This is a genomic window from Cohnella abietis, from assembly GCF_004295585.1.
Lineage (GTDB): Bacteria > Bacillota > Bacilli > Paenibacillales > Paenibacillaceae > Cohnella > Cohnella abietis.
Genome location: NZ_AP019400.1, coordinates 5,912,375 through 5,937,044, shown reverse-complemented (window position 1 = coordinate 5,937,044; position 24,670 = coordinate 5,912,375). Strand labels below are relative to the sequence as shown.

Annotated in this window: 17 protein-coding genes; 14 read left to right on the top strand and 3 right to left on the bottom strand. The window is 45.5% G+C overall.

Annotation, left to right across the window (positions count from 1 at the left end; genetic code table 11):
- Position 1: 1 nt before the first annotated feature.
- The 10 genes from KCTCHS21_RS25990 to KCTCHS21_RS25945 all read left to right on the top strand — a co-directional run bounded on the left by KCTCHS21_RS25990 (position 2) and on the right by KCTCHS21_RS25945 (position 14,792).
- Positions 2–1,573 carry a response regulator transcription factor gene (locus tag KCTCHS21_RS25990; protein WP_130614899.1) on the top strand — a complete coding sequence of 524 codons (1,572 nt, stop codon included), beginning with the start codon at positions 2–4 and terminating at the stop codon, positions 1,571–1,573.
- Complete coding sequence (locus KCTCHS21_RS25985) at positions 1,551–2,903, top strand: ABC transporter substrate-binding protein (RefSeq protein ID WP_130614897.1); 1,353 nt, start codon at positions 1,551–1,553, stop codon at positions 2,901–2,903. Before KCTCHS21_RS25990 ends, KCTCHS21_RS25985 begins: the two co-directional genes overlap by 23 nt.
- A 113-nt stretch (positions 2,904–3,016) precedes the next feature.
- Positions 3,017–4,393, top strand: coding sequence for an ABC transporter substrate-binding protein (locus KCTCHS21_RS25980; RefSeq protein ID WP_130614894.1), 1,377 nt, complete (start codon positions 3,017–3,019; stop codon positions 4,391–4,393).
- 89 nt (positions 4,394–4,482) lie between these two features.
- Positions 4,483–5,376 carry a carbohydrate ABC transporter permease gene (locus KCTCHS21_RS25975; RefSeq protein ID WP_130614892.1) on the top strand — a complete coding sequence of 298 codons (894 nt, stop codon included), beginning with the start codon at positions 4,483–4,485 and terminating at the stop codon, positions 5,374–5,376.
- Positions 5,373–6,188 carry a carbohydrate ABC transporter permease gene (locus KCTCHS21_RS25970; RefSeq protein ID WP_130614890.1) on the top strand — a complete coding sequence of 272 codons (816 nt, stop codon included), beginning with the start codon at positions 5,373–5,375 and terminating at the stop codon, positions 6,186–6,188. Before KCTCHS21_RS25975 ends, KCTCHS21_RS25970 begins: the two co-directional genes overlap by 4 nt.
- 15 nt (positions 6,189–6,203) lie before the next feature.
- Complete coding sequence (locus KCTCHS21_RS25965) at positions 6,204–8,348, top strand: right-handed parallel beta-helix repeat-containing protein (RefSeq protein ID WP_130614887.1); 2,145 nt, start codon at positions 6,204–6,206, stop codon at positions 8,346–8,348.
- Positions 8,349–8,366: 18 nt separating this feature from the next.
- Positions 8,367–9,098 (top strand): alpha/beta hydrolase family protein, encoded by a 732-nt coding sequence (locus KCTCHS21_RS25960; protein WP_130614885.1) that lies wholly within the window; start codon positions 8,367–8,369, stop codon positions 9,096–9,098.
- Positions 9,099–9,146: 48 nt separating this feature from the next.
- Positions 9,147–12,692 (top strand): LamG domain-containing protein, encoded by a 3,546-nt coding sequence (locus tag KCTCHS21_RS25955; RefSeq protein WP_130614882.1) that lies wholly within the window; start codon positions 9,147–9,149, stop codon positions 12,690–12,692.
- Positions 12,693–12,841: 149 nt separating this feature from the next.
- Positions 12,842–13,189, top strand: coding sequence for a hypothetical protein (locus KCTCHS21_RS25950; protein ID WP_130614880.1), 348 nt, complete (start codon positions 12,842–12,844; stop codon positions 13,187–13,189).
- 529 nt (positions 13,190–13,718) lie between these two features.
- Positions 13,719–14,792 carry a Gfo/Idh/MocA family protein gene (locus KCTCHS21_RS25945; RefSeq protein WP_130614878.1) on the top strand — a complete coding sequence of 358 codons (1,074 nt, stop codon included), beginning with the start codon at positions 13,719–13,721 and terminating at the stop codon, positions 14,790–14,792.
- Positions 14,793–15,092: 300 nt separating this feature from the next.
- Here KCTCHS21_RS25945 and KCTCHS21_RS25940 read toward each other — a convergent pair whose 3' ends face one another.
- The 3 genes from KCTCHS21_RS25940 to KCTCHS21_RS25930 form a co-directional block, all read right to left on the bottom strand.
- Positions 15,093–15,803 carry an ABC transporter permease gene (locus KCTCHS21_RS25940; protein WP_130614876.1) on the bottom strand — a complete coding sequence of 237 codons (711 nt, stop codon included), beginning with the start codon at positions 15,801–15,803 and terminating at the stop codon, positions 15,093–15,095.
- Positions 15,800–16,648, bottom strand: coding sequence for an ABC transporter ATP-binding protein (locus KCTCHS21_RS25935; protein WP_130614874.1), 849 nt, complete (start codon positions 16,646–16,648; stop codon positions 15,800–15,802). The genes KCTCHS21_RS25940 and KCTCHS21_RS25935 overlap by 4 nt, the downstream gene beginning before the upstream one ends.
- Positions 16,649–16,817: 169 nt before the next feature.
- Positions 16,818–17,969, bottom strand: coding sequence for a LytTR family transcriptional regulator DNA-binding domain-containing protein (locus KCTCHS21_RS25930; protein ID WP_232057965.1), 1,152 nt, complete (start codon positions 17,967–17,969; stop codon positions 16,818–16,820).
- Positions 17,970–18,134: 165 nt separating this feature from the next.
- Here KCTCHS21_RS25930 and KCTCHS21_RS25925 point away from each other — a divergent pair, with 165 nt between their 5' ends.
- The 4 genes from KCTCHS21_RS25925 to KCTCHS21_RS25910 all read left to right on the top strand — a co-directional run bounded on the left by KCTCHS21_RS25925 (position 18,135) and on the right by KCTCHS21_RS25910 (position 24,644).
- Positions 18,135–19,616, top strand: coding sequence for a protein adenylyltransferase SelO (locus KCTCHS21_RS25925; RefSeq protein WP_130614871.1), 1,482 nt, complete (start codon positions 18,135–18,137; stop codon positions 19,614–19,616).
- A 163-nt stretch (positions 19,617–19,779) separates the two neighbouring features.
- The gene (locus KCTCHS21_RS25920) at positions 19,780–21,594 is read left to right on the top strand and encodes a sensor histidine kinase (protein WP_130614869.1); all 1,815 of its coding nucleotides are present in this window, start codon (positions 19,780–19,782) and stop codon (positions 21,592–21,594) included.
- Positions 21,591–23,165: a response regulator transcription factor gene (locus KCTCHS21_RS25915; protein ID WP_130614867.1), complete on the top strand. Its 1,575-nt coding sequence runs from the start codon at positions 21,591–21,593 to the stop codon at positions 23,163–23,165. The genes KCTCHS21_RS25920 and KCTCHS21_RS25915 overlap by 4 nt, the downstream gene beginning before the upstream one ends.
- A 159-nt stretch (positions 23,166–23,324) precedes the next feature.
- The gene (locus tag KCTCHS21_RS25910) at positions 23,325–24,644 is read left to right on the top strand and encodes an ABC transporter substrate-binding protein (RefSeq protein WP_162309385.1); all 1,320 of its coding nucleotides are present in this window, start codon (positions 23,325–23,327) and stop codon (positions 24,642–24,644) included.
- Positions 24,645–24,670 lie beyond the last annotated feature (26 nt).

Genomic DNA, 24,670 nt, shown 5'->3' with positions numbered 1-24,670 from the left:
GATGAACAGAGTTATGCTGATCGAAGACGAGCCGCCGATCCTTCGTATGGTGAAGGAGATGATTGAATCGTCCACACAAGGCTTCGTTGTGTCGCAAACGGCTTATAATGGACGAAAGGCTTTAACAATGCTTGAAGAAAGCGAAGAGAAGCCGGATTTGATTGTGACTGATATCCGAATGCCCGTCATGGATGGCTTACAATTCATGAAGGAATTAGAATTTCGAGGCTATGACATTCCTTGTATCGTTCTGACCGGCTATAGCGATTTTAATTATGCGAGGGAAGCACTGCAGTCCCGTGCTTTCGATTATTTGCTCAAGCCTTTAAAAGAAGAGCTACTGGAGCAGTCGCTAACAAAGGCTTCCACTTTGCTCCGTAAGCGCAAAGAGGTAACTGAACGGGCTTTTCTTAGGCAAGCTTTACGACTTTCAGACGATTCGGGTGCCGAGCCTGTAAATCCAGGTTATCCTGCCTACCAGATACTTCTTATTCGGAAAGGCGCGCACCGAAAAGACGAATGGGAGGATCTGTCGCCGGCTTCGGGCGGTTGGCGGTCAGAGGAGGACAACCTCTTGAGGTCGGCGTTCTTCGCGCGTGAGAGTCCTATTCGTTCACCTGCGTGGTGGATAAATGGTCTGACGTCCAATGAGAAAATCGTAGTCAGGGGTTTGGTAAATCCCGTGACGGATTCATGGAGCTGTAATACGGCTGAAGAAATGCTGGCCGAATGGAGACGGAGCGAAGGGATGGCGAATTGGCAAATATGTCTGGCCGTTTCTGAGCCTGTATTCCCTAATAGCTTGGCCTCTTCGTTGCGAGCGCTTAGGGAAGGGTTGGCCCGCAATACGGGAATCGGACAATGCCGGGTATGGTTTCATGGCGATTCCGGCAGCTATGACTTCGTATTGACGGCGGAGCTGGAGCAGGCTTGCCGTACACTCGCTAAGTCGGGAGATTACCGTTCCTTTGAGAAATCGATGCTTAGCTGGAAAGAGGAATGGCGCAGAGAGGGTTACGGCCAGCAAGCGTGCGAGAGCCTATTACAGGTGATCGTCCGGTTGTTCCGCGCTCAGAGGTCGACAGAACTCGAGGGGAATGCAATGGCATTCAATGCGAACGAATTGGTATCTGGCTGTAGGACGCTGGACGAAGTAACGGAGCAATTTTGCGGATTTATGAAGGAAGAATACGATCGTTTGTTGAGAAGCCGTCCGGACCGTTCCGCCAAGGATTTGATAGACAACGTGCGGAGGTACTTGGACGAGCACTATATGGAGCCGATCGGAAGCGATCAGCTGCAGCAAGTATTCGGCTATAACAAGACGTATATTTCTAACGTGTTCAGCGAGGTCGTTGGCGTCCCTCCCGGCAAGTATTTGGCAAAGCTTCGTATCGACAAGGCGATCTCGCTCTTGAACGATAGGAGAGAGTTGTCGTTTCGTCAAATCGCCGAACAGGTCGGATTCGAGGACAGTCTCTACTTCAGCAAGGTGTTCAAGAACGCGACAGGGCTTAGTCCGAAGGAGTACAAGGAGAGGCGGGAACGGGATGCGGCAAGCGGTTCGACATAAAGGGATTAAGAAAAGAATGCCGTTGCGGGCATGCGTCGGAGCGTTCCTTATTACCGCTATGGTCTCCCTCTTCGGGTGCAATGAGAACGAAGACGCAACGAGATTTGCTGGCGATAAGCTGGACAATGCTCAGCCAGTTACGCTTACGCTGATGGCTAATCAGGATTGGACGGTCAGACCGATTTTGACGAAGGCCATTGAGATGTACGAGAACGATTCAGGGAACCGGATCGAATTACAGGCGTTACCGATTGATACGGTAGACACATTGATTAGCAGACGGGTCGCCATAGGTGAAATTACGGACATCGTCTTGCATTTTGGAGGCACTGCGCTTAGTGATTTGCGTCCGGCGCGCAACTTCGTCGATATGAGTGGGGAAGCATGGGAGTCGGACTTGACCGATGAGGTGCGCCCGCGGCTGATGAAAGACGGTAAGCTGTATGGTTTGCCTCTGTGGGAGGCATCCACTAGCGGCACATTGTACAACAAGCGAATATTCGAGAAGCTTGGCTTGCACGTTCCGGAATCTCAAGAGGAGTTTTTCGCGGTATGCGAGAAGCTCAAACAAGCCGGTATCGCGCCTATGTATTTGGCGAGCAAGGATATATGGCCGCTTCTACCCCAATTCGGCTTTGACTATGTCGCCGAGCGAACACCGGGATTTGTCAATGCGCTGAACACGAATAAGCTTAACCTGGCGGATGTACCTGCGGTGCAGGACGTCGTCGATTGGTATCGAACGATGTATACGCGAGGTTACTTTGGCAACGACTCAGTTAATAACAATTGGGATGGCTTAGTTGACGCTTTACACAGCGGCGAGTATGCAATGGTCATGTCGTGGGACGTGTATCTGTATTCGGATTTGGAGGCGAAGTATCCGGGCACGGCGAGTGATTTCGGGCTCATGCCGCTATTCGTCGGAGGCAGTGAGGCCAAGCTGTACGAAGGACCGAACGCGGCAATGATGCTGGTAAACAAGAACGGCAAGCATGTGAAGGAAGCGATCGATTTTATCCGTTATCTGGCGCAGCCCGACGTATTGAACGAAATCTATCGAGGCATGAATACCGGAACCTATTTTAAAAGTGTGACAACGAATAAGCCAACTCCGCAATACTTGGAAAATAAAAAGTTTATCGACGAGCTTACCTATCCGTCCGTCACTCCGTTCATCGTTGGCTACAGCCAATACGAAATGGGCAAATGGGTTCAGCAAGCGATGACTGGTGCCATTACGACCCGTGAAGCCATCTTGAAGATGGACGAATTCCGTAAGCAAGTCGCCTTAGATCGAGGCATCCCCGAATTTCATCATCCCCACTAATCTATGTGAAATTTCCATATCGAATCATGTGCAATGACCATGGGCTCCCCCCTTGAACGCATGTTAGGCTTATCTCGTAAGCGCTTCATATACGCGATAGGGGGAAATTATCCATGCAAAAGCTTCGCAAACCATTAGCTCTGCTAAGCACGATTTTAGCGTTCTCGATGCTCGCCTCTGCTTGCAGCAATTCGAAAGGTAACGAGGTGCAAAGCTCTGCCACGCCAGCTACGTCCGGCGAATCGAGCGCGCCAGCATCCGCACCGGCAAGCGGCGCCGATCCTGTTACCTTGAAGTTTTGGACGTGGCATCCGTCAGCAGATCTCTATAAGGCAGTCATCGAGAAATTCGAAGCCAGTCATCCCGGTATCAAGGTTGAGCTTACCGTGATGGAAACGAAAGATTTCCAAATGAAAATGCCGTTGGCGCTCAGTACTGGCGAAAATTTGGATGTCGTCGGTGTCCAAACCGGAGCGATGCCAAAGCAAATTCAAGCCGATCTTCTCCCACTGGAAGACCTGATCTCTCAGATACGTCCAGACTGGCAGTCGGTCATTAGCGAGAACAGCGTTTCGCAGGCGAAGGTCCAATCTGACGGCTTGAAGTTCCTGCCGATGGCATCCATTGGTTCGATGATTATGTACTACAACAAAGATATTTTGGATGAGCTCAACCTGCCAGCGCCTAAGACATATGAGCAATTGAAAGCGATATCCGACAAGCTCCGCGATACGAAGAGCAATAAGCTGTCCGTCGCTGTCGGCGGCAAAGACGCCTGGATTTTGGACGAAGTGGCTTGGACAATCGCTGGACAACAGTCCGACTTGTACAATCAATGGCGATACAACGGCAAGAAGCTGGACGGTCCTGAATATATTCAAGCGGTAGCAGGCTTCCAGAAGCTATTTACTGACGGCATTATCAATAGAGACGATGTAATGGACTTAGACTATACGTCCTCCCGTAACGCGTTCACTTCCGGCCAAGCCGCGTTCTTAATCCAAGGCACATGGGAAGCAAATCTACTACTGGACAGCTACCGTGTAGGAAATCAAGTAAGCATTAAAGATGTCGGCGTCTTACCAATACCTAGCATAGAGCCGAATGGCAAATCTTCGATCCGTTCGTTCATCGATCTTGGACTCGGCATTCCTGCGAATTCCAAGCATCCGAAAGAAGCAATGCAATTGATCGACTATCTTATTTTCGGCGAAGGTAACGATATGCTCGCCTCTACGTTTGCATTCTCTACCAATAAGACGGGTTTCGTTCCCGATTCGTCACTTCTTACGACGCCAACGGCACAGGAATCCTATAAGACTTTATCCGACCTGCTGAACCACCCGAGTGCAGATCGAAACAACAACTCTCCGTTCTCTGACGTTGTGGGACAACAGCTACAGAAGATGCTTATTAACAAGCAGACGCCGGAAGTGACGGCGAAAGCGATCCAGAAGGAATTCGAGACGGGTAAGTATCCGAACGAATAAACGAATAATCGGATAACGGATTGACGGGAGCGTATGTGCATCGGCCATCGCTCCTGTCCTATTCCGTAGTTGGGGAGTGTGCACGCTGTATGAAGATCAAGGCTAGGGAACATGCTACCGGGTATTTGTTTGTCACTCCGCTGCTTGTCTTGTTCGCAATTTTCTTGTTTTACGGCTTTTATTTCATCATTCAAACGAGTTTCTTTAAAGAAACGTTATCGTTCCGAGACGCGGAATTTGTCGGCTGGGAAAATTATCGCATGGTCATAGAAGATAGCAGATTTCTCTATTCCATCGTCAACAATCTAGTGTTCTCGGCCGCAGCTATCGTCATTGGTGTGTCGGTAGGGTGTCTGGTTTCTGTCGTACTGAGCATTGGAATCAGAGGCTCAAAATTTCTAGGGGCGCTATTTTTCATTCCATCGTTCATGCCGCTTGCTCTGATCGCAATGGTTTTCTCCATCATGCTAGAATACCGCTTCGGTACACTGAACCAGCTGCTCCATGGCATCGGTCTTGATTTTCTGGCGCAGAGATGGCTGAGCAATCCTGAAATGGCCTATTTATCAGTCATCTCGATCTCGGTGTTTCTGATCGGTCTGCCGATGATGTACTACAATGCGGATATGACAACGATCAATTCCGGTATTCTGGAAGCGGCTGTCATAGACGGGGCAGGACTAGGTAGGATGATGTGGAACATTTTATTCCCACTGCTTAAGAACGCGCACAAGACGATTATCCTGTCCACGCTGCTGGGTAGCTTTCGCGAGTTCGAACGTATATTCCTGCTCACGCAGGGCGGACCGGCAGGTGCGACAGAGAACACCAGCGTATATATTTATTCTTTCGTTCGATCTGCGGGGGCGAACATTGGCTTCGTATGCGCGGCGTCCGCGATCGTTCTTCTAATCGCTTTGAGCATTTCGGTCGTGCAAATGCTTGCTTTCCGCACTAAAGCACGAAAGGGGGGGAGAGGATGAATATCAGCCTCGTCACCCGTAGGCAGAAGAGAATCATCACCGTATTTCTATACGCTTTCGCTCTTGTGTGGCTGTTCCCATTCTACACAGCCATTCGCAATTCACTCAAAGTTAACGGATTTAAGAATTACGTCGACTTGTTCATGGGGGACCTGAATGGCATATCCTTACTCGGAACATTTCGGAATTCGGCGTTCATCGCGCTCGGGTCCACGGTTATCTTGCTGGCAGTTGGATCACTAGCGGCATTTGCTTTTTCCAAGCTGCGGTTTTTCGCCAAGGAAGCTCTGTACGCCACCGTTCTTCTCTGTTTGGCGGTGCCTGGAGTAGTCATCCTGATTCCGTTCTATTACATTCTCAAAAATGTCGGCCTATACAATACGCTCTGGTCGGTCATACTGTCGGAGGCGGTGCTCACGCTACCGTTCGCTGTTCTCATGATGCGCAACTATTACGATAATTTGCCGCCTGAGCTGATGGAATCAGCTTCAATCGACGGAGCCACGAAGCTGCAGATGTTTAACCGTATTTATTTGCCTTTGTCGACTCCAGCACTTATCAATCTTGGAGTACTTTCAATCATGTGGTCGTTCCAGGATTTCCTGTTACCGCTCATGTTCTTGACCGATAAATCAGTTCTAACTGCGACGGTTGCGGTCAATACGCTGAAGGGCTTGTTCGGATTCTCTCCGGCGGACTATGGTAAATTCAATGCGGCGCTCGTCGTGCTCGGCATGCCTGGCGTCATCATCTTCCTGTTCGCGCGAAAATACATTACAAGCGGCATTACATCAGGCGCTGTGAAGGATTAAAAGGAGGTGTTCCACATGTCGAACATGGATATGGAAACGCAAATAAATTTATATGTCAGCCCTAATGGAAACGACGATGCGCTGGGAACGGAGAGCAAACCGTTCGCCACACTGGATAGAGCCAAGCGGGAACTAAGAAGTACCGGAAAGGCAGCAATCCAATCGGCAACGGTATGGCTCCGGGAAGGCACGCATTATTTGGAACAGACGTTCACTTTAACAGCGGAGGATTCAGGGTCCGAAAGTGCCCCTGTCTGGTACCGCGCATTTCCGGGAGAGCGTCCTATTGTAAGCGGAGGCAAGCGGCTTCGACTAAGTATGGAGCCTTACCGAGATGGCATATGGAAATGTGCCATTCCTGAGTGGAAAGGCGTCAATCGAGAAGAGATGTTTACGGAGCTGTTCGTAAATGGAGTCCGGCAGACTCGTGCCCGTTTCCCGAAAGCCTCGGGCGCTAGCCCAGCTTTCGTTCGGCCACTCGGCGAGCCGAGGGCATGGCCACACTACGAATTGCCGTTCGACCCCGCAACTTTCACGAACAAGGAATGGGCGAAGCCAGAAGAAGCGGTTGTTCATGCATTCGGAAAGAACAAGTGGGGCAATTTGCAATGGCGGGTAGAGAGCGTCGATCGCCAGGCGGGAGTCATCCGCTTCGGCGAAGGTGGCTATCAAATCAACGACATTATGCAAGGCTCCGACGCTACCGGTATAGACGAACGTTCTGACTATTTCGTTGACAACGTATTCGAGGAACTGGATACCCCGGGTGAATGGTACGCCGATCGCGAGGAAGGTATTCTCTACTATTATCCGCCAGAAGGGTTGGTTCTAGAAGAGTCCGTTGTGGAAGTACCTGTTCTGGAACGAATCGTTGAATTCATAGGGACGCAACGTCACCCAGTTCAATGGATATCGTTCATCGGTATTCACTTCCAGCACGCTGTGCCGACTTACTTGAAGGCGTATGAAGCGCCATCGCTTGGGGATTGGACGATCCATCGAGGTGGCGCGGTATTCATGGAGGGGGCGGAGAACTGCGAGATTGCGTATTGCGAGTTCGATGCTGTCGGAGGCAACGCTGTATTTGTAAGCCTTTACAACAGGGATCATCGCATTCACGGCTGCTGGGTACATGACATAGGCGAAAGTGGTTTTTGCCTTGTCGGGTCGAAGCCGCTGACACTAGGAAGTCAGCACGCCTATCCAGCGAATATCACGATTAGTAATAATAAAATTCACGATATCGGTGTTTACGGGAAACAGACTGCAGGCGTGTTTATCTCGGTTAGCCGCGATAACATCGTCAGCCATAATGAGATTTTCCGTCTTCCGCGTGCTGCTATCTGTATCAACGACGGGACATGGGGAGGACACGTTATCGAATATAACGATGTGTACGATACGGTAAGGGAAACAGGGGATCATGGTCCGTTTAACTCATGGGGGAGGGACAGGTTCTGGTGCCTTTCCCAATCCCACGGTCCTGCGTCGCATGGAGCCGGAGACGTATGCCTAGATGCTAGGAATCCGGTTGTCATCCGCAACAATAGGTTTCGCGATCGCAAAGGATGGGGGATTGATCTGGACGACGGCTCGTCCAATTACGTTGTCCGCGAAAATCTGTGCATTGGAGTCTCGGTCAAGCTTCGAGAAGGAGATTATCGTACAGTTGAAAACAATATTTTCGTGAACGGGGCAAATCCTCCCGGCATCCATATCGGATACGAGGGCAATAGTGACCGGTTCAGGGGGAATATCGTCGTGGCGAACAGCGAATGGGATAATCCTGAGGTTGATATCGACTTTCAGAAGGGTGATTCCAAAGGCAAGCTGTACGAGCTGATCGGCCCTCCGATGGAAGGCCGCTGGGTACAGGAGCTGGATGGCAACTTATTCTTTAACGACTTAGGCCGGTTTCTCGCGACGGTTCATTATCGGCCGTTGGGCAGCCGGACGGAGACGTACGAATGGTCTGAATGGCAGGCAATGGGCTGGGATGTCCATTCTGTTTACGCAGATCCGCTCTTCGTTGATCCAGCGAATGGAGATTATAGCGTGAGGCCTGATTCCCCGGCTCTGGCTCTTGGATTCCGTAATTTTCCGATGGATAAGTTTGGGTTAACGGCGGATTATCCCGATTATTTCATACAACGAAACTAATCTATGGAGAATGAACGTATGCAAAAAACGTTATGGAAAGGTTACATCAGATACGACTTTCTAGTGAATGGAATAGAAGGATTGATTATTGTTCCGGCTACTCCCGCGAAAGGTAAACCATGGATTTGGCGTGCTGAGTTTTTTGATGCGTTCGCCCAAGTGGATATGGCTATGCTGGAGAAAGGATGGTATTTAGCCTATTACAAGGTAAGTGACATGTACGGCTGTCCAGCATCCATTCGATTTATGCGATCATTTCAGAATTACGTGGAGCAACAATTTAGTCTTGCAGAAAGAACCGTTCTTTTCGGATTCAGCCGGGGTGCACTATATTCATTCAATTATGCAGCGGAATATTCAGATAAAGTGGCTGGGTTATACCTCGATGCTCCCTCGTTGGATATAAGAAGCTGGCCAGGTGGTTTTGGTAAGGCGGTACGAGCAGACAAAGAGTGGCAAGAATGTCTTGCGCATTATGGTTTAACAGAAGAGACGGTTAAAGATTTTAAAGGAAACCCACTGGATAAAATTGACCAAGTTGCGAAGGCCTTGATCCCCATTATCATTGTTTATGGAGATGCGGATACTGCAGCAATATATAGCGAAAATGCTGAAATTCTTATTAATAGCTACAGGGAAAGGGGGGGATTAATTAACGTTATTGTGAAGCCAGAAGGGGAGCATCATCCCCACAGCCTAGAGGATCCTACACCTGTCGTTGATTTTCTAATAGAAAAAGCTTGTAGATAATACAACTAGCTTTCAGTGTCGTAATAATATTTTTAGGAGGCTGAATATATGAAAATAGCGAAATGGAAAATGGTGTTTACAGTTGGGGTCTTATTGAGCACATTGGTCTTACAATTGGTGATTACGAATCCAACTCCTGTTAAGGCGAGTGGAACTCCCATCTTCAACCCCGATTATAACCAGCTTATTTCTCGATCAGACCTTACTTACAAAGGAATGATTACATCTGGTCCTTATGGTATGCCTATAGCAAATGGTAAATTCGGGGGGCCAGTCTGGGAGCCTTCTGGTAACATGCTTAGCATGCAAGTCAATCATACGAATACTTTTGTGGCTAACGATGCAAGCGCTCGGGGGAACTCAAGTGGCGGTGGGCTAGGGAAGATTAATGTTGATTTTGGGGGCACCGTCTTTGGTGCGGCGACTACACAGAAATTATCGCTTTATGACGCTATGCTCAATATTGATGGAAGCAATCTGAATGTAAAAGTAATCGGGAAAAATGATTCGGATATTATCGCCATTCAAGTTACTGATAATCGTTCCGTTCCTATGCCTGTTAATATCGATCTGAAGATGCTTCGGGCTCCGTCCGTAAATACGGGTGCAGGGGGTGCCAATCATGCAGTATCAACGATTAGTCAGGAAACGGGAAATATTATCGCGTTAAAACAAGTTTTTTCGGAAGCCTCCTCAACGGGTATCGCAAGCAATGATTTTTATTGCAGCACCGCTGTTGCTATTAAAGTCCAAGGCCGAACAGGAACTACGAGTACGGTTGACACACAGACGGTAAGATTGTCAGTTCCTGCAGCCACTGGTACTTTCACTATCATTATTGGCGGCGATACAAGCATGAATACAGCCGTTGATGTGAAAAGCAACGCTATTGCCCAAGCCAACACTTCATCTACTTATAGCACCATTTTTGCTTCCAACCAAGCTTGGTGGCATAGTTTTTGGTCGAAGTCTTATGTCTATCTTCCTACACAATCAAATTTTGAACAAAGACGCACTTATTACATGTACTTGGCAGCGATCTCGAATAGAGGTCAATACCCATCCAAATTCAATGGCGGCAACTGGATCGCAGAAGGCGATACAAGAGACTGGGGCGGAAACTACTGGAATTGGAATCAGGATTCCTTATATCAACCGTTAGATGCCGCTAATCATATGGAATTAATGGATCCACTATTTAATATGAGAACGACTAATTTAAGCAGATATCAGAACGCGGCATCGCAAGTCTGGGGTAGCCAAGGGGTTTTCATAGGAGAGACATCGGGCTTTTTTGGACAGGAAACGCTGCCGACTTCAATCGGTAATGACTTGAAAACCTATTTACTCTACCAAGGACCAAAAACTTCAGCTCTTAATACTTTCGCCAACAATAGGGATACCTCTCTCTCGATTTGGAATTGGCTTGGTAGCTCAGTAGCGCCGGCATCGTATGTAACTCATACGATGGTAGCTACGCAGGAGACAGCTGAGTATTATTGGGATCGGTATTTGTACACCAAAGATTTAACTTGGTTGCAAAATTATGCGTACCCTTTCATTAAGGGAGCAGCTGAGTTTTACCGTAATTATGCTGGCTTCAAATTGGATGCTGACGGTAAATACCATTTCTACAATACGAGCTTACACGAGCATATCTGGGCTGGTAAGGATGTTATCGATGATCTTTCGCTGGCGAGAGGGATTTTTGCAGTTGCTATCAAGGCTTCACAGCTGCTAAATCAAGACGCTACATTAAGACCCTTGTGGCAAGATCGTCTTGATAAAATAGCGCCATATCCTTTGAGTAGTCAAACAGGGGCTATCGGGGGGCTAACATCGGCAAATCCAACATGGGCGCAGGGCTTACAGCCGGCAGCGTTCATTAGAGATAATTACGGATCTGAGAGTCCTAGATTTAAGATGCTTGAAAAATTCGATGTGCTAACATTGGAATCAAGGGATCAAGGAATGGATGGCGGAGATTGGACTATGGCCATGAATACGTATCTAGCATCACCGGGATATAAGAATATACGTATTAATGGAATTACTGCTCATGAAACAAGCAGATTTTTAGTAGATGCGGCAAGACTTGGTCAAGCGAATGATTTGGCGGTCATGTTCCCTGTGCAGTACAATCAATTTTCCGTTACACCTAACCTGCTTGAGAAAAATGGAGATTATTATTCGGCTCAGGGCTATGGAACTTGGTCTGATGCCATTCAAGAGGCTCTGTCACAGAGTGTTGCCCCTAAACCGGAATTGGATGCTGTAATCCGCGTCTTTCCTGCATGGCCGACAGCTTGGGATGCCAAATACAAGCTACTTGCTAAAGGCGGCTTTCTCGTATCGTCATCCATGGTCAGCCAGGACATTCAATATGTAGAGATTGAATCACAGCTTGGTGGTATAGCCAAAGTAAGAAATCCATGGGCCACGAATGTCGTACTGTATCGTAATGGCGTACAGAGCGAAACGCTCTCAGGTTCATTGCTGAGCTTTGCTACGACAGCAGGGGAAACCATCGTTATGGTTAGACCGGGCACGACTCCTGATCAGTATAGAAGCTCCTATATAAAGACTGAAGGCATTAAGGTTAATAATACGGATAGCAACATCGTTTACAATGGTAATTGGTCACTTAGCTCCGGCAGAGCTTCTAGCGATTATCAAGCAGATGTTCACTATACGATGACTAACAATGACTATTTTGAATACACATTTTCAGGAACTGGTATAGAATACATTACTGAAAAAGATGTTGATATGGGGCAAGTGGATATTTATATCGATGGAGTATTCCAACAGACGGTGGATTGCACCCATTCATCCAAAATTACGCAGCAGGTTGTTTATAGTAAGAATGGTCTGACTAATGGGATCCATAAGATAAAGGGTGTCAAAAAATCGGGCACATATATGCTTGTAGATGCCTTTGTTACTTACAATAATGGCTCTGGTGGTTCAGGTAGTTCAGATGGTTTGGCTGGTGGATGGAATTTTAATGAGAATACAGGTACTATCGCTAGCGACTCCTCAGGGAATGGGAATGTAGGTACAGTTAGCGGAGGAGCAACGTGGACGACAGGGAAGATTAATAGCGGATTACTGTTTAATGGATCAACCGGGCAAGTGCAGATCAATGACAGTCCAAGCTTAAGACCTACTAATATTACGGTTGCATTATGGGCAAAAAGCGGCACTACCACTTGGAATAACTCTGGAATGCTGGTAGCGAAACGTCCAGGATTTATTATGCATCCAGTGTCGGGAACGAAGGAAATTAGATTTTATGTTTGGGCAGGAGGGAATTGGGCTTCGGCGAATTATACACCAACGTCAGATATCACCCAGTGGCATCACTATGCAGGTACGTATGACGGCACCAATATTAGACTATATATGGATGGAGCATTAGTTGCCACAGCGGCTCAAACGGGTAGTCTAAGCTATGATGCATCCCCGTTATATATAGGGCGTGATTCAGACCCTGGCCGTTATTTTAATGGCACCATTGATGTAGTTAAACTATACAACCGCGCGTTTAGCGCTACGGAAATCAATAGTCTTTACACGGCTACTAGCGAATGATAGTTGTGAATTCGTGGGTATACTGATTCAAATGAGCTCCGAGAAAGAGGCAGGTCCGAGGGTCATTATAGACTCTTCGGCCCTGCCTCTTTTCTGTCCTAAATTCGCTCCCTCAGCATAAGTATGTTGTAAAGAGGAGCGTGAACTTAGTGGACAAGAAAGTCAAACGATACTATCAACTAAAGCAAAAGCAGAAAGAAATAGAGCAAGAGCTAGCGGAACTGCGAAGTGAGATCTTGGACCACTGTACCGGACAAGGTGTTTCCCAGCTTGAGGTTGGAGGCTATAAGGTGAAAATTGTCCTTCAAGAGCGGAAGGAATACGATGATAATAAGCTTTATGAGGCGTTGCCTGACCCTGAAGTATGGCGAATGCTCTCAAAATCAGATTCCTCCAAGATTACAAGCCTTATCAAACTGAATGTCATTACGGAAGACAAGATAAAAGATACATTTGCGGTCAAGAACATATCATTACTTCAAGTGGATAAGAAGTAATAATAAAGGCTTTAAGAAAGAGTCGCACCAAAGGGTAGCCATTGAGGCTACCCTTTGGTGCATTATCGACCTTTTACCGTGGTCGCGCCACCTTCGTAATGTTTGGCAAATTTTATCTCGCATGGTGCAGCCGTTTGATTGTGAACAGTGGCAAGCAATGTTATCTAGCATTTCTCTAACGAACTCAGTAACTCTTATATGCTCAAAATCTGATGGTTTAAAATTGTAACGAACCCCAGACGTGTTATATCCACCCAAGTAGCTCCGATTCTTCATTAAAACACACTTTAACGCTAATGAAGTTCGTTAGAACAAATGAGAAGCCATTTTCCCGCTAATAAGCACGCTACGATTCGCTATACCAAAACAGGGCAAGTTTGAATCTTCATATTGAAAGAGTACACTAACCCAATAGGGAACGGTTGATTAAAATTAAGGATGTAAATAGAGTAGGAACAACAAGATGGTGGAGGGCGCGACGGAAGGAGCTTATAATATACAAATAGGCAACTCAAAGGAGTAGCATCATATGGAGCAAATAAAATTTGGTATAGTGGGGGGCGGCTGGCGAACGGAGTTTTACCTTCGTATTGCAAGATCGTTACCAGAGAAGTTTCAGGTCACAGGTATAGTTGTGCGAGACCCCTTACAGGGGCAGCGGATTGAGCGTGATTGGGGCATTCCAACGTATCGAGATATAGATGAATTGTTTAATAATACGACTCCCTCATTTGTCGTGCTTGCTGTTTCGAGGGGAGTCACGCCTGAATTTATCCGCAAGCTGGTTAAACGTGACATTCCAGTGCTGACAGAGACTCCACCGGCCGCCGACCTTGATGCATTGATTGAATTAAATGATGAAGTAGGACGCAATGCGCGAGTTCAAGTTGCGGAACAATATTTGTATCAACCACTTCATGCTGCCCGCTTGTCTATCATACATTCGGGATTGCTAGGAGACATCTCTCAAACTCAAGTTTCAGTAGCCCATGGGTATCATGGGATGAGTTTAATTCGCCGCATATTGGGAATTCAATTTGAGGATGTTGAAATTCGCGCTTTCTCGTATACTACACCAATAATTGAGGGACCGAACAGAAAAGGCGCACCGGAGAAAGAGAAGACAATTGATTCGAAGCAGGTTATTGCTCTGCTCCAATTTGGTGACAAAACCGCCGTTTATGATTTTACGGGTGATCAATATTTTTCTTGGATCCGTTCTCCACGTTTGCTGGTTAGGGGAGACAAAGGCGAAATCCATAATGGAGCTATTAAATATTTGCAAGACTTTGCTACCCCGGTGCAGTATGACCTGAAGCGGGTGAATGCGGGGGAAGATGGGAATTTGGAAGGCTATTATTTGAAGGGGATTATGGCAGGAGAAAGATGGGCTTATCGAAACCCATTCATTCCTGCAAGCTTGACCGACGATGAAATCGCCATTGCGACTTGTCTGGATAATATGAACAGCTATGTTAATGGAGGACCAAGCTTCTACAGCTTAGCAGAAGCATCACAGGACCACTATTTGGCGATGATGATTGAACATGCAACTGAGACAGGGACGATTGTTAAAACAAATCAACAAATTTGGGCGCAGTGAATAAACGGGGCTGTCCCATAAGGTAACTTATGGGCAGCCACTAGCTTGTCTATAGATTATAGTTTTGCGGGGATGTATCTCCTTCCGGTTGCTCCACCCTGTAAAGTGAAGATAAGCTTTGTAGTCATTTCCGAATACTTTACGGGGGCCCCGGGTTGAGATCGTGAAATCTGAATGGGTAAAACATAACAAGGAGATTTCACGATCTCAAAGACAAACGCTGGCGCTCCTCATATTAATAGAATAATTGTAGTTTTCTAAAGTTGCTTCGAGACAACCATCCCAGTTTTCCTTCAGCCCTCAATCATCCACCATGTTCTTCTTGTACAAGTACCCACACATAGTGTAAATGGCAATGGACCAGAGAAGAATGATCCCCAAGTTAGGCCATACCTCTGCGAAGGCAGCTCCGGTTTCTACTTGTTTCGCCAGGTCGATAAGCTGTATGTTCGGTAAATACTCCGTTATTTTCAGAACTGGATACTTCTCAATGAAAGGAGAAACCAAGGGGCTGAGAGTAAAGATTCCAAGCGCTGGCATGATAGCAACCGAGGCCTCCATGACTGACTTCGTAAGCAGACCAATCAATGTACCTACTCCAAGGTAGAAAATGACGGATAAGAATAATGCGAATGCGACGATTAGAGCATTATTAGGGCTGTAATCCATTATTAATATCGAGAGGAGGACAATGCCGCTGGTCCCGATAAAGCTGAGCAAGCTTTTGCCAAAAAAGATTTCTGTAGTGCTAGCAGGAGACAGCATGAGCCCGCGCAAAGTTTTCTTCTCTTTCTCTTCAGCAATTAGTGAGGATTGAACGTAAGTCGAGACCAGTATGAAAGCCATATTGATGACTAAAAAATAGGTATCAATGTTCACTGCATCTAAGCGACTTAAAAGGACAGCCATAATTAGCGGAAGGAATACCGTTGTGTTTACGTACAAATTTCTAGATACGTCTTTATAATCTTTATTCAATATAGCGAATACACGCTTCGTAGAAAATGTCATGATAATTTCCTCCCTGTAACTTCTACAAATATATCGCCTAATGTAGGATAATTCGAATGAACCGAAGCTACTTGATCTTTACTCATGTAGTCAAATAACTGCTGCGCTCCTTCAGACCCCTTCGGAATGATAACCTCAGAGCCATCCGTCAGCTCTACTGTTAAGGTAGCATCTCCGTGCTGCTCACATAGCTTTTTGGGAGCACCCAGCAGCTGGATTTCACCGTTGTTGAGAAATGCGACCCGGTCACACAATATTTGCGCTTCATTCATATCATGTGTCGTCAAAAATATGGTAGTGCCCTTGTCCTTTAGTCGCGATAACCCTTCATAAATATGCTTGGTGTTCACAGGATCAAGAGCGGATGTTGGTTCATCAAGAAATAGCAGTTCAGGCTCGTGTAGGAAAGCGCGGGCTAAAATAACCCTCTGAAGCATCCCCCTCGATAACTTAGAAACGATCCGCTTGCTTTCCTTTTCTAAATTCACCATCTGTAAAACCTCATCAATCCGATTCAGAGACACTTCGTACAAGTCGCAATAGAGCTTCAAGTTATCGTAGACGGACAAACGGCCATACAAAGCGGTGTCGTCTGAAACCAAGCCGATTTTTTTGCGATATTTTTCTTCCTGTAGCTCATGGGCCGGTACTCCGAAAACATAGGCATTTCCCGAGGTAGGTTTCAATTGAGCTGTTAATATTTTTATCGTTGTCGTTTTACCTGATCCGCTTGGACCCAGAAATCCGAAGATTTCTCCCTTACGTACTTTAAAGGAAACGTTCTTTAATGATCGGAAATTTGAAAATGATTTCTCTAATGAAGTCACCTCAATAATATTCTCCATGCGCCCTCAACCTCCGTTGTATCTCGTATACCCTAATACTAGTTGAGATCAGACTGAGGGGCATTATAATCCCATCCAAAGGAGTATACAGATTGGCGAATGGTGCCTATTTAGAGGTGAGTGGAGCACTACAGGAGCTGTTTGGAGTAGATCATTCAGCGAGTGGAGCTTATTTGAGCCCGATCATTTCCTTTAATTCTGCCATTTTTGTCTTCGACAAAGGAACAGCTGATTTAAGATCATCATCTAATATAAGGCTGTAGCTGTTGCGGGTGTACGTCACTACTTCTCTCACCTTTTGAAGATTAACGATATAAGAGCGGTGACAACGGAAAAAGCCATAGGAGTGCAATCTTTCCTCTAGCTCGTTAATTTTGAAAGTTGTAGGATACATCTCACCCTTGATATAGAGAATAGATTGTCCTTCACTGCTCTCGATATAATCTATTTCTGGTGGATTAAAGAGGATGATCTTGTCATTCATCCGAGTGGGGATTTTCTCGAACCGAACTAGCTGGATGACGGGTTCAACCACATCCTCTTCGGTTTCCTCCACTTCCTCTTCTACGATTAGGCTAGTCTGGCTTTCTGGGAGGGTAGAGGATGGGGAAGGTGATGGAATGTGACTTTCCTGTGTGTCTTGAACATCGAAGGCTTTAAGCCCCTTTTCATCCAGACGGTACACCTGACTTGTCACGCTAAGCGCGGTATCCATATTACCAGTTAGCACCAGCACGCTTTTGCCACTTTCACCTAGCATACGAACCATTTTTTGAAAAACAAGCTTTGTCTCATTGTCGACGTTCTGATCCGGCTCCTCGAATACGAAAAGTGCAGGGTCTTGGAACAATAAGCGGGCATACTGAACTCTTCTTTTCTCGGATAAGCTTAGCTTGGATAAAGGCATTTTGACTTGCTTCTCAAGCTTGATAGTACGAATAACGAAATCGATCGCGGCTGCAGATTCATAAAGCTTTTTATAGAAGGTAAAGTTCTCTTTTACCGTGAGCCGCTCGTAAAGACCTTCATCCAACAGCAGTAGCCCGAGCTGAGACAAATAAGCCTTCTTATTGCTGCTATACAACACTCCAGTTACACGAATCTCTCCACTAGAGAGCGGCAATCTTCCTGTCAGCATGGCTATTAAAGTACTGCGCACGTTCATGCTCGAATAGAGCGCAATGACATCATGACGATCTACATCTATATGAAAAGAAGGAAATACAAGCATATTTTCCGTATATCTCTCTAGCTCTCTGATCTGGAGAACAGTCACTTGATCACCTAATCTACATAAAGTTCCAATGAGAATTGTATCCATTGAACTTAACCATTATACAATACGGGGGCATTGTGCTGGAACACTTAGACTATCCCCATGAGTACGTTATTGAGAGTCAGCAAAACCAATTGTGAGTTCGACTTTTGAATAGGGTATAATAAAAGAAAGAAACATACTTTAAGAAAGCTTCTTTAAGGAGACCATATGACAGAGAAAACAGAAATCATAGATGCAGGATGGAACTTCGACAACAGCTATGCACGTCTTCCGCAATCTTTTTTTTCAAGGCTTAACCCGACCCCTGTACGCTCGCCGAAAGCGATCATTGTGAATGGCCCGTTGGCACAATCACTTGGGTTGTACGTTGAAGCGTTACAGAGCAATGATGGTGTAGCGGTGTTTGCCGGTAATCAGATTCCCCAAGGAGCATTGCCTCTTGCTCAAGCTTATGCGGGGCATCAATTCGGACATTTTAATATGCTCGGTGATGGACGGGCTATACTGCTTGGGGAACAGATCACTCCTCAAGGTGAGCGAGTAGATATTCAGCTTAAAGGATCAGGTCCAACACCATACTCCCGTCGAGGTGATGGCCGGGCAGGGCTTGGTCCCATGCTCCGTGAATATATCATCAGTGAAGCCATGCAAGCTTTGGGTATTCCGACTACTCGGAGTCTTGCGGTTGTGACGACTGGTGAGTCTGTCATTCGTGAAATCGATCAACCGGGTGCCGTTCTTACTCGTATAGCTGCTAGTCACTTGCGTGTTGGTACTTTTCAATATGCTGCTAATTGGAGTTCAGTTGAGGATCTCAGGGCACTGGCAGACTATACTTTGCAGCGACATTTTCCAGAGGTTAAAGCTGAAGGCGATGAGAACCGCTATCTTTCACTCCTAAAGGAAGTGATTAAACGTCAGGCAGACCTCATTGCCAAGTGGCAGCTCGTTGGGTTTATTCATGGCGTTATGAACACGGATAATATGGCTCTTAGCGGAGAAACGATTGATTATGGTCCTTGTGCCTTCTTGGATGTTTATGATTCAGCAACGGTATTCAGCTCTATTGACACCAATGGCCGCTACGCCTATGGGAATCAGCCGCATCTTGCTGGGTGGAATCTCGCAAGATTTGCGGAAGCACTATTGCCGCTAATCCATGTGGACGAAGAGCAGGCAATTAAGCTAGCCGAGGATGCGCTTGCGGACTTTGCCAAGCTGTATCACCTTAATTGGCAGGCGGGAATGAGGGCGAAGCTGGGAATCTTTAATGAAGAGGTTGAGGATGAAGCTCTTATTGAAGGGTTACTCAGTATGATGCAGAAGTATCGAGCGGATTACACGAATACGTTCCTCGCATTAACCTTTGATAAGGTGGAGGATACGGTTCTGTCGGGCTCTGAGGAATTCACACAATGGCAAGAGCTATGGCAGGCGAGATTGGGTAGGCAGCCGGAATCTAAGGCTTCCTCGCATCAGTTGATGCGTAGCCGTAATCCAGCAATAATTCCGCGCAACCATCGGGTAGAAGAAGCATTGGAAGCGGCGGTAAAGCATGGCGACTACGACGTGATGAAGAGGCTTCTTCATGTTCTATCGAGTCCCTTCGCGCACTCTGATGAGCAGGCTGATTACGCCACACTTCCTGAGCCAACAGCTTATCCGTATCAAACCTTCTGTGGGACATGACCTTTTCATTTGTCATCAATAGTTGAGAATATTATCGGTAATAACATATAGCTTGGGTTCTTTCAAAGGTCGTTCTGAAGATAACCATTCAGAACGATCATTTTATTAACGAGTCAATTGGTGTTAAGGTAGAAGGCATAGAATAAGCGAGGGGGGGATATGCATGATTCGGATGAAACGTCGTATGAACTTGATGACGCTTATTCTGCTCCTTATGTGCATTATCATTGTTCCTGTTCTTTTCCAAGGTTATATGCTGGGGAAGGGAGCAGTTAAGCAAGTAGAGACATTATATGACAAGTCGGTTTCAAGCAATATGGAGTCGCTCTCTATAAGCTTGGATTTTTATGTCAATCACATTGAGGATTATATTCGCACTCTGTCTCAAGATCAGGAGCTGCAGAGATTGCTTAATCGTGATGAAAGCACACCTATTAATAGTAAAGAGGTCAGAGATAGACTGAGATCCTTTAATGCGGACTATCGGTTGAGAGTTCCTCTGTACGTACAGATCATCAACAATCAAGAGGAAGTGTTTAGTAATAGCTATCTGCACGATACAGAGGCTGAGAGAATAAAGCAAATTGTGCGAGGGTTTAATTGGCCGGGCAGAATACCTTATGATAATAATATTATGTATCGCAATGTGGGCCCTAATTTTCACGATCTATCTGATGGGAAACATGCTTTATATTTTACAAAAAATATCGTACAAGAGAATTTGTCTCTAGGGCTGTTAAACGTAGAAGTGAACGAGAGCTTATTCCAACGGCTACTACGTAAAATTCAACTCAATAGCTCGACGCTGGCATTCATAAGTCAAGAAGATGGTGAATTGCTCATCTCAAGTGAAGAAGATAATAACTCTTATTTACAGGAATTATCCAGTCTTGCTGTATCCCATGCGAAGATCAACGGTGGAGGGTATGAAAGCTTCCATATTAAGTGGAAAGGGCAGAGCTATTTCTGCTCGATTCAAAATATCCCTTTCTTAAAATGGCATTTAATTGCCTTAACACCTGAAGAGCTGGTCGCAAGTCCTACTAAGCAATTGTGGAGTCATACGCTTACTGTAACCGTTTCTTCCATTATTCTAATCTCACTCATTTTGTATATATTCACGAGAAAAGCAATGATACCCGTTCTGAATTTGTCCAAGACGGTACGAAAAATCCGCTTTAATGAGCCCGGACAGGGACCGGATGTCATTTGGGACTTCCAATACAAGGGCTTGGAGGAAATCGAAATTTTGTTTTCAGGCATTCAGCAGATGGTAAGCCGAATTAATGAACAAATCGATCGAATCAAAACAGATGAGCGGGAAAAATCACACCTGGAATTGAATTTATTGCTGTCACAGATCAAGCCTCATTTTCTGCATAATTCGATCAACTCGATTCGCTGGATGGCAGAAATGAAGGGGGAGAAGACGATCGCCCAGACGCTTGTCAATCTCAGCAGTATGCTTAATTATACGTTAAGTAAATCACTCACCATCTGGAGCACGATCGGTGAGGAGATGGATTATGTAAAAAGCTATATCGCCTTCCACGAGAAACGTATATTTATGAAGATCGAAACGGAATGGGATGTGCCACCAGAGGTTCAGAACGCAAGAATTCTTAAGCTAACGCTGCAGCCCATCGTCGAGAATGCCATATTACACGGGTTCGCTAATCTCGACGGTATAACGCCGAAATTGACAATGTCATGTGTGTTGGAGGACGAGCAGGTACGGGTGGAAGTCATGGATAACGGAGTAGGGATAGAGGAAGCCGCACTTGACGGTATGCTAATTAATGACCTTAATGAGGATGAGGGCAAGACATCGGGGATCGGTTTAAAAAATGTTCATCGCCGATTGCAGTTAGAGTACGGAGAACGTTATGGCATCGAAATTCGAAGCGTGAGGGGTAAGGGAACCGTCGTCACGCTAACTTTCCCATATATTAATCACCATGGAGGAGATCCAGAATGAAAGCGATGATTATTGAAGACGATATGTTAGTTAGGATGGGAATCAAATCTTTAATTCCTTGGTCCGAAATGGGACTTGAAGTCGTATGCGAAGCGAGAGACGGAGTCGAAGCTGTAGAGCTATACGAAACTTATTTGCCTGATATCGCCCTTGTAGATATTCAGCTTCCAAGAATGAATGGGCTGGATTTTATAGAGAAAGTAAAACCGTTAAATCCAGATGGAGAATTTATTATTCTTACGTGCAATCAAGATTTTGAAACAGTTCGTAAATCACTGCGCCTGGGCGTTCATGATTTTATTGTTAAATCAACAATGGAAATTGAAGAGCTTCAGCTTATTCTGAAGCAATTAACTGACAAGATGAAAGCCAAGCAGCTGGAGCAAACGATTCATGAAGAATCAACACCGGAAGCGGGCTCTAGATACGTTCGCAAAGCCAGTCTATTGAGAGACTGGTTACACGGCCTGTATAACAGCGAGGAGACAGAAGAATTCGCAGATAAGCTGGGAGAGTATAAACATTTTCTACAAAAGGGAGAATATCAAGCATGGGTCGTTGCATTAGAGGCTTCACAAGACGATTCGATTCTAACCTCCCAAGAGATAGTTAAAATAGGTCATTCGATCGATAATATGGCTGTTGAGCTATATAGAGGCAGGTTAATTGGGTTTGTCGAGAACATCAAGGACAACTGTTGGCATGTATTGTTACGCAGTGGGAACAGTCTTGAGATTGATCCGAAGCTGTTGATCGACTCAGTTTCGCAGTATCTTGGACATTCCCTATCTATTGCGGTGAGTCAAAAGTTCACTGACTGGCGAGAGTGGATCGAATACGACGGCACTTCCAGTGAACTGCTAAGTCTTAAATATTATCAAGAGGACGAGCATCTATTTCAGGGGGAAGTGCCTGAGTCAACACTTTCTGATGCAGTGTTTACTTGGAAGAAGTCGATTATGAACAAGCTTTCGAGCTTTCAATTCGAGCAGGCAGAAGACCTTCTAGCGGAACTGAAGCAGGTAGTTGGCCCTCCATATCCTAAACCAATATTGCTGCACAATGTGCTGGAGGACATTTTATTCCAGCTGAAGAAGATAGGTGAAATGTCGGGAAGGCGCCCATTGGAAACCTATATCCAAAGAACCGAGCTGTTGGACTGCGTCTCCTTAACGCAAGCTGTTCAGCTGCTATATCATGCTATCCATGCTTTACAGGATCCGATATTTAAGGAGAAGAACGGCCAAGAAAGAAAGAAATTTGTTGATGCTACCGAGCTTTTCATTCAAGAGCATCAGTTCGAGGAAATTAGTTTAAATGGTATTGCCGCGCACCTGAAAGTAAGTCCGGTTTATCTCAGTAGGATATATAAGGAAGAGAAGGGTATTTCTTTTAGCACGGCTGTATTAACGGCTAAGGTGGAGCAAGCTGAAACGATGATACGTAGCGGGATGACCTTAACGGAAGTTTCTGACAAGCTTGGCTATTTAAATCTGAGCTCGTTTACTCGAATGTTTAAGAAAATCAAGGGTGTCGCACCTTCACATTACGTTGAAACAGAAAATGATTAAAAGATGTTAACCCCAGTTTAAAAAATGATAAGTAAATTTGGTCGTGGATATAAAATGATAAATTAAATGGTTGACTTAGGACATTCATCTACATGTGGAAAGCTTCTATACTAGGTAGCAAGACAACAACTAAAGAAAAGAGGGAAGTTTTCCATGAGAATGAGAAGATGGTCTGTTTTAAGTGTTGCTGTAATTATGGTACTTGCATTAATGCTCAGCGCGTGTTCGAAGAACGCAAATGAAAGCGCTTCTACAGGTAGCAATGGAGAGAAGAAAGTCAATATTGTTTTCTGGAACTCCGGGTTTGCAACCATTGATGAGAATAATAAGGCCAAGAAAAAGGAAGAATTTTATATTTCTCAAGCAGTTAAGCGTTTTGAAGCAGCAAATCCAAATGTGAAAATTGATGTGCAAGACGTACCTTCTGGGGACGAGCTGTTTGCAAAATTCCAAACGGCTAGCATTGCAAAAAATGGTCCAGATCTGACTGTACTTTGGTCCGGTTCGTACATGCTCCGCTTTAAGCAATTTTTGGAGCCAATGGATAGCTACTTTACAAGCGAAGAAAGAAACAGAATCGTTGGCTGGAGCGCAACAACAGAAGACTTTACTGCAGAAGGCAAAGCTTATGGTGTTCCATTCGCAACAGACGGAACTTTTCTTCTAGCGTACAACAAGAAAATCTTTGCTGATGCAGGGATTGACCCAGTTGCTCAACGCCCTAAGAATTTCCAAGAATTCGTAGCTATGCTCGAGAAAGTTAAAACAAAATCTATTACTCCGCTTGGACTATTCAAAGACAGCTTCCTCCACGTGCCAGACTACTGGATTGCACAAACGGTGGATATCCCAGGTCTTGACAGCTTGGTTAAAGGTGAAACGAACTTCTCCGATCCTAAGCTAGTAGATATCATGAAGGGCTGGCGCGAGCTGTTCGAGAAAAATTTGGTTATTGCAGATGATTCCGTTCGTCAATTGTTTATTCAAGGACAACTGAGCATGACTGTAGGAGCAAATTCTGACATCTTGACCTTCGCAAAAGAAATGGGCGATGAAGTTGGCTTTATGAAAATTCCTGACTTCAGCGAAGATGTAAAAATCCACAATGGTGGTCCTGGTGGAGTTGGCGCGGCACTTGTAATGACGAACTACTCTGATCACAAGAAAGAAACTGCTGATTTCATCAAGTTCCTCATGAGCAAGGAAGAGCAAATCAACAAAATCAAGTCTGGTGAAGCTCGTATTACTGTAGTTAACGATGTTGATGTTAACGAATACGTATCTGATCCTTTAGTAAAAGAAATGCAAGATATGGCTAATGAGCCAAGCACGATCTTCTGGCCGGATAATGTTTACCCAGCTGAGCTGACAAGCGAAATGATGTCTCTTCAATCCCTTGTTTCCAGCGGTAAAATGACTGCAGAAGAATTCATGAAGAAAATAGATCAGAAACGTGATTCACTTCTGAAAAATAAATAAGCTTTCAAAAGATGACCTCCCTATTA